Origin of the sequence: Erythrobacter sp. (genome assembly GCF_023653175.1) — a bacterium.
Classification (GTDB): Bacteria; Pseudomonadota; Alphaproteobacteria; order Sphingomonadales; family Sphingomonadaceae; genus Erythrobacter.
In genome coordinates, this window is record NZ_JAMNXL010000220.1 from 1 (window position 1) to 5168 (window position 5168).

General features: G+C 65.0%; 12 protein-coding genes and 1 pseudogene. 11 read left to right on the forward strand and 2 right to left on the reverse strand.

Annotation, left to right across the window (positions count from 1 at the left end; genetic code table 11):
- From NBV68_RS17420 to NBV68_RS17470, 11 genes and pseudogenes are all read left to right on the forward strand, one after another.
- Window positions 1-178: pseudogene (locus NBV68_RS17420) on the forward strand (phage shock protein PspA); the annotation flags it as partial.
- A 3-nt stretch (window positions 179-181) separates the two neighbouring features.
- Window positions 182-493, forward strand: a complete 312-nt coding sequence (gene pspB, locus NBV68_RS17425) for an envelope stress response membrane protein PspB (RefSeq protein WP_296312301.1) — start codon at window positions 182-184, stop codon at window positions 491-493.
- Window positions 490-867 carry an envelope stress response membrane protein PspC gene (pspC, locus tag NBV68_RS17430; protein ID WP_296312303.1) on the forward strand — a complete coding sequence of 126 codons (378 nt, stop codon included), beginning with the start codon at window positions 490-492 and terminating at the stop codon, window positions 865-867. The genes pspB and pspC overlap by 4 nt, the downstream gene beginning before the upstream one ends.
- Before the next feature lie 29 nt (window positions 868-896).
- Window positions 897-1211 (forward strand): hypothetical protein, encoded by a 315-nt coding sequence (locus NBV68_RS17435; protein ID WP_296312306.1) that lies wholly within the window; start codon window positions 897-899, stop codon window positions 1209-1211.
- Window positions 1211-1567: a hypothetical protein gene (locus NBV68_RS17440; RefSeq protein ID WP_296312307.1), complete on the forward strand. Its 357-nt coding sequence runs from the start codon at window positions 1211-1213 to the stop codon at window positions 1565-1567. The genes NBV68_RS17435 and NBV68_RS17440 overlap by 1 nt, the downstream gene beginning before the upstream one ends.
- Window positions 1567-1860: a hypothetical protein gene (locus NBV68_RS17445; RefSeq protein WP_296312310.1), complete on the forward strand. Its 294-nt coding sequence runs from the start codon at window positions 1567-1569 to the stop codon at window positions 1858-1860. The genes NBV68_RS17440 and NBV68_RS17445 overlap by 1 nt, the downstream gene beginning before the upstream one ends.
- Window positions 1860-2174: a hypothetical protein gene (locus NBV68_RS17450; RefSeq protein WP_296312312.1), complete on the forward strand. Its 315-nt coding sequence runs from the start codon at window positions 1860-1862 to the stop codon at window positions 2172-2174. The genes NBV68_RS17445 and NBV68_RS17450 overlap by 1 nt, the downstream gene beginning before the upstream one ends.
- A complete protein-coding gene (locus NBV68_RS17455) occupies window positions 2171-2431 on the forward strand; it encodes a hypothetical protein (RefSeq protein ID WP_296312313.1) in 261 nt (86 codons plus the stop codon). The genes NBV68_RS17450 and NBV68_RS17455 overlap by 4 nt, the downstream gene beginning before the upstream one ends.
- Window positions 2428-2604: a hypothetical protein gene (locus tag NBV68_RS17460; protein ID WP_296312315.1), complete on the forward strand. Its 177-nt coding sequence runs from the start codon at window positions 2428-2430 to the stop codon at window positions 2602-2604. The genes NBV68_RS17455 and NBV68_RS17460 overlap by 4 nt, the downstream gene beginning before the upstream one ends.
- Before the next feature lie 43 nt (window positions 2605-2647).
- The gene (locus tag NBV68_RS17465; RefSeq protein WP_296312316.1) at window positions 2648-3058 is read left to right on the forward strand and encodes a SufE family protein; all 411 of its coding nucleotides are present in this window, start codon (window positions 2648-2650) and stop codon (window positions 3056-3058) included.
- 85 nt (window positions 3059-3143) lie between these two features.
- Complete coding sequence (locus tag NBV68_RS17470) at window positions 3144-3521, forward strand: VOC family protein (RefSeq protein WP_296312317.1); 378 nt, start codon at window positions 3144-3146, stop codon at window positions 3519-3521.
- A gap of 4 nt (window positions 3522-3525) precedes the next feature.
- On the opposite strand, the gene NBV68_RS17475 is transcribed toward NBV68_RS17470, so the two are convergent.
- Window positions 3526-4056, reverse strand: a complete 531-nt coding sequence (locus tag NBV68_RS17475) for a sterol desaturase family protein (protein ID WP_296312320.1) — start codon at window positions 4054-4056, stop codon at window positions 3526-3528.
- The gene (locus NBV68_RS17480) at window positions 4053-4838 is read right to left on the reverse strand and encodes a fatty acid desaturase (protein ID WP_296312322.1); all 786 of its coding nucleotides are present in this window, start codon (window positions 4836-4838) and stop codon (window positions 4053-4055) included. The genes NBV68_RS17475 and NBV68_RS17480 overlap by 4 nt, the downstream gene beginning before the upstream one ends.
- Window positions 4839-5168: the final 330 nt, after the last annotated feature.

A 5168-nucleotide genomic window follows, 5' to 3' on the forward strand; every position in this document is an offset into this window, starting at 1 on the left:
CCAGCTCGAACGCCGCGTCGATTACGCCGAAGGCCGCGCCGACGCATTGCAGATCGCCGAGAACAACACGCCGAGCCTTGCCGACGAAATCGCCGCGCTCGCCGGGTCGGACGCGATCGACGATGAACTCGCCGCCATGAAGAAGGCGCTCGGCAAGTCCGACAGCGAAGGAAAGTAAGCCATGGAAGACATTCTTGTACCGATCATGGTCGTGGGCATGCTGTTCATCGGCCTGCCCTGGGTGATCCTGCACTACCTCACCAAGTGGAAGACCGCCGCGACCATCACGACCGACGACGAGGCGCTGCTCGAGGAGCTCTACAACCTCGCGCGCCGGCTTGATGAACGCATGGACACGGTCGAACGTCTGGTCGCCTCGGACGACCCGAGCTTCACCCCCGCCCGCCGCCTGATCGCCGATCAGGAAAAGGACAACCAAAGCTTGCGCGAACTCGAAGCGCTGATGGCCGAAAAGAAGGGAACCCGCGCATGAACAGCCCCCGCACCACGCTCTATCGCGACAAGCACAACGGCAAGCTCATGGGCGTCTGCGCCGGGATTGCCGACTACACCGGGGTCAACGTCTTCTGGATCCGCATGATCGCGTTCCTTTCGATGTGGCCCACCGGCGGCGCCTCGCTGCTGATCTATTTCGTCGCCGGCTTCCTGCTCAACAAGAAGCCGCCCTATCTCTACCGCGACGAGAGCGAACAGAAGTACTGGCAGGGCGTTCGTCAGAGCCCCAAGCGCACCGCCCGCGAGATCCGCGCCAACTTCCGCGACATCGACCGGCGCCTCGCTGCGGTCGAAGCCCACTATGTCAGCAGCAACCCGCGCCTGACCGCCGAGATCGAGCGGCTGCGCTAGGCCCGACACCAGCAACAGGGACCATTACCATGGACGTAGCACAACTGGGCGTCATGATCCCGATCATCGCCCTGATGATCCCGATCGTCGCCATCTGGACCAAGCACCAGCAGAAAATGGCGGAAATGCAGGTTGGCGCGGCCGCCGAGCAGACCGCCGAGAAGGCCGCGCAATATGTCGGCCAGATCCAGCGGCTCGAAGACCGCGTCCAGGTGCTCGAACGCATCGTCACCGACCGCGGATACGATATCGCCACTCAGATCGAGGCGCTGCGCGACACGCGCCGGGTGAATGAACGGGATGCCGGCGTGCCGCTCGGCCTGGACAAGAAGGAGCGCGTGTGATGGGTCCTGAAGACTTTCTTCCCTACCTCGGCTGGATCATTGCCGCGGGCTTCAGCCTCGGCGCGATGGGGATCGCCGCCTCGTTCCAGACCACCCGGATGAAGATCAAGAACGGCTACCCGCTCGAAGGCATGTGGGGGCAGTCATTGAAGCCCGGCTCGGACAAGCAATCGGCCGAACGGATCGTGCTCCTGACCCAGGAAAACGCCCAGCTGCGTGCCGAGCTCGGTGCGGTCAAGGACCGGCTCGCCAATGTCGAGCGGATCGTGACCGACGGCGGCTATCACCTCGGCAACGAGATCGACGCCCTGCGCGAGCGGGCTCTGGAAGGCCTCAAGGACAAGGGCGCGGCGTGATGGGTGAGACGGTAGTCATCGCGATGGCGGTCGTTGCGATCGTTCTGATCGCCGGGATGAGCATCAACGGCCTCGTCGACAAGATGGTTCAGGCCAGGCGGCTGCGCTTCGAGGCGCAGGCAGGCCAGCCGGGGTCCGAATTGCGCGACATCGCCGAGCGCCAGCAACTGTTCGAGGAGCGCCTGCGCGTGCTCGAACGCATCGCCACCGACCGCGGCAGCCTGCTGGCCGACGAAATCGAGGCGCTGCGGAGCGAAACTCTGGCCATCACCAAGGTGAAGGATACCGCGTAATGAGCAGCTGGGCGATTGTTGCCCTCGTGGCGATCGTGATCTGGGGAATAGTTGAAACCGTACGCGCCCGCGCCGGGATCATCACCGACGAGGACGGCAACCAGAAGCTCGCCGTTCCCGAAAACGGAGGTGACCGGGCGCAGCTTGAGGCGACGCAGCGCGAGCTCGATGCACTGCGCGAGAGGGTCAAGGTGCTCGAACGCATCGTCACCGACACCAACACCGGCGATGCGCGCGAACGGGCGCGGATCGCCGCCGAAATCGAAGCGCTGCGGGGTCTTCCCGCCGGCAAGAAGGAGGAACCAGGCCAATGACGACTGTTCTTCTCGATCCCACGCTGGTCCTGACCGCGGGGCTGCTCGTGGCGGTGATCGTGCTTGCAGGCGCCGCCCTTCGGGCCTGGCAGGGCTGGCTCGACCTCAAGCGCTCCGAACTCGACCGCGTGCCTGCGGGTCGTGGCGGCAGCGGCGGTGAGGAAGGCTCCGGGCTTGGCACGGCGCGCATCGAGCTTGCCGACCTCAAGGAACGCATTCGCAAGCTTGAAGCGATCGCCAGCGGTGTCGAACTGTGAGCGGCCCGCGCACCACTGCGGCGCAGGCCGGCATCGGCCTTGGCAGCGCGATCGCGGTGGCGATCAGCTGGAGCCTCCACAAGTCGATCATCTGGGCCGCGATCCATGGCTTCTTCAGCTGGTTCTACGTGATCTATTACGCGCTGACCCGTCCCGGCGGCCTCGGCGGCTAAATCGCCCCTTCCGTTTCGCGTCGGCCCTAAGTAACGCGGCCCGATGCGCACCCTGTCCGACATTCTCGAAGAGTACGAATTCCTCGAAGGCGACGAGCGTTACGGCCTGCTGATCGAGCTTGGCCGCAGCCTCGAGCCCATGCCCGAGGCGCTCAAGACCGATGCGACACTTGTGCGCGGCTGTTCGGCGGCGGTGTGGGTCTATCCGGCGGGGACCGATGAAGGCCGGTTGCACTTCCTCGCCGACAGCAATGCCGCGATCACCAAGGGGATCGTCGCGCTGGTGATCGCCGCGGTGCAGGACCGCCCCGCTGCCGAGGTCGCCGCGATGGACGTGATGGGCGCGCTCGGCCCCTTCGATCTGAAGAACCAGCTGTCGAGCAACCGCACCCAAGGGGTGCCCAACATGATCGCGCTGGTGAAGGAACACGCTGCAAGGCTGGCGGCGGGCTGACCCTTTGGCGCGCGGGGCCCGATGGCGTAAACTGGGCTTCGGGGGGACAAGCGCTAGGCGAGTCGCCCCGATGGGGAGAACCGTCATGCTCGCCGCTGCCAAGCCCGTCTGCTTCGTCCTCGCCGCCGATCTGCCCGAGGCGCGCGCCTTCTACACCGACACGCTGGGCTTGACCGAGACCGGCGAGGATCCTTTCGCGGTCAGCTATGATCTGGCGGGCACCACGATGCGTCTGACGAGGATCGAAGGCCATCAGCCGGGTCCGCACACGGTGCTGGGCTGGCAGGTCGCCGATATAGCAGCGGCGATCTCTGCCTTGAGCGCGAAGGGGGTCGCTTTCGCGATCTATGAAGGGTTTGGCCAGGACGCGCTGGGGGTCTGGACCGATCCCGGGTCAGACACCAGGATCGCGTGGTTCCACGATCCGGAAGGCAACAACCTCAGCCTGACGCAGGCGGGCTGACGCCTCAGAGGTTGCGCCCGGCCGTCTCGAAGTCCCCTGCCCCGGCGCTGTCGCGAACCACGGCAAGCCCGGCGTCTTTCTGCACCTTCAGCTCCGCCTTCAGCTTGGCCGGATCGCGCGCGAAGACGAAGCCGAAGCTCACCCCGCCCTCCTTGCCGATCGTCGCATGGTGGAGCTTGTGCGCCTGCACCAACCGCTTGGCATAGCCCTTGCGCGGCACCCACTTCCAGTAGCGCTGGTGCACCAGCCCGTCATGCACCAGCGTGTAGATGATGCCATAGAGCGTGATGCCGACCGCAAACCACCACAGCCAGTCCCAGTAGAGCGAGCCGTAGATATACATTGCGGCGTTGATCGTGCCGAAAACGACCGCGAAGAGGTCGTTCTTCTCCAGCACATTGTCATGCGGCTCGTGATGGTCGCGGTGCCAGCCCCAGCCCCAGCCATGCATGATGTACCTGTGCGCATACCATGCAAACAGTTCCATCCCGATCAGCGAGGACATGACGGTGAGGAAGACTTCGAGCCAGCTCATGCGGGCACCTTTTCAGCAATTTCGATACGGCCCACCCCGGCCCGGCGCGCGTCCGGGAGCGCCCACCACGGCACGTCGGGGCGGCGGTGGTGTTCGAGATGATAGCCGAAATGGAAGCATGTGGCGAGGCTGGCAAGCGTACCGAAATCCTCGGAACGGGCATTGTGGTGATCGGCAAAGCCGCCTGCGTCCTCACCCGAAACATGCCGGTGCGTGCGGAAGGTGCCGAAATAGAACAGCTGGAGCGAGGACGCGAGCGCAGGCAGCCCGTAAAGAGCCACGATCTGCACCATCGGGATCTCCAGCACCAGCCAGTAGATCCCCACCACCGTGTGCACGAACAGGATCGAGCGCCAGCCGAAATAGCGCCGGAAGAAAGTCGCATACCAGCGCGGGAAATCCGCCGGATTGTGCTCGTCGAAATCGGGATCGCCAGCGTGGCCGGAAAGCTTGTGGTGGGTGAGGTGCGCGTCCCTCAGGTGCTTCCACCCGAACCCCGCATAGAGCGCCAGAAGCACGGTGCCGATGCTTGCGTTCACTCTCGGCCGGCCGGGCACCAATGTCCCGTGCATCGCATCGTGGCAGACGATGAACACGCCGACCGAAAGCCAGCACTGCACCCCCGCCATCACCAGCGCGAGCGGCCAATTCGTCCAGGTAAGCTCGAACACGAACATGGCATAGGCGTGGATCGCCAGCCAGCTCCCGGCAATCGCCAGCGTCAGCGCAAGGCCGATGACGCGCTGGAAGCTGCGGGAGGGCAAGGCAAAGGCGGGGCTCATCCTGCAAATGTTACGCAAGTGACTGGCATCCAGATGCGTATAGAGCGCGCGCGGCAAACGGCAATTGCGTTTGCACCGCGGCCGATTGCACTGCCCGAAGCGCTGCAAGGTGCCGATGCTGCGACCGGTGCGGGCGCGCCTGACCGAGGTTAGGGCTGGCCGCAGACTTGCGCTCTCTGCTGCGCGCTCCCCCAGCCCGGCCGGAACTGTTGCGATGAAACTGAAGCCGCTCGACCAGCAGACTATAGTCATCACCGGCGGTTCGTCGGGCATTGGCCTTGCCACCGCCCGCCTCGCCGCCGAGCGCGGGGCCCGCGTCGTGATCATCGC